This window comes from Frankia sp. AiPs1 (genome assembly GCF_023716945.1).
Taxonomy (GTDB): Bacteria; Actinomycetota; Actinomycetes; order Frankiales; family Frankiaceae; genus Frankia.
On sequence record NZ_JAMQQF010001166.1, the window covers coordinates 1 to 586 of the forward strand.

The window sequence follows — 586 nt, forward strand, 5'->3', positions numbered from 1 at the left end:
GGACGACTGCGGGCCCGGCTCGGCGCGCCGCCCGACGCCGAGGTGGCGGTGTTCTTCGGCTTCGTCCATCCGGTGAAGGGCGTGCGCTACCTGATCGACGCGCTCGCCGTGCTGCGCACGAGGCGGCCACGGCTGCACCTCGCGGTCGTCGGCGGATTCACCTCGCTCGCGCTGCCCGCGGCCGAGGCTGCGGCGTTCCGCCGCGAGCTCACCGAGCACGCCCACGCCGGGGGCGTCGACGACCTGGTCACGTTCACGGGACACCTGCCAGCCGCCGAGGTCTCGGCGATCCTGGCCGCGGCCGACGTGTGCGTGCTGCCGTTCACCGCCGGGGTGACGACGAAGAGTGGGGCACTGGCCGCCGCCCTCGCCCACGGGCTGGCGACGATCGTCACCGCCGCGCAGCCACCCGACCCGGCCCTGGTCGACGGCCGGACGGTGCTCGTCGCCAGCCGGGTACGCGACCCGGTGCCGCTGGCCGGGGCGCTGGACCGCGCGCTGGGAGATCCGGCCCTGCGGGCGCGGGTGGCGGCCGGCGGACAGCGCCTGGTCGCCGACCGCACCTGGCCAGCGATCGGCGCGACCC

Annotated in this window: 1 protein-coding gene; it reads left to right on the top strand. The window is 77.1% G+C overall.

Going from position 1 to position 586, the window contains the following annotated elements:
- Positions 1-586: glycosyltransferase (locus ND748_RS33465; protein ID WP_251750211.1), on the top strand; the 586-nt coding region annotated here is incomplete at both ends.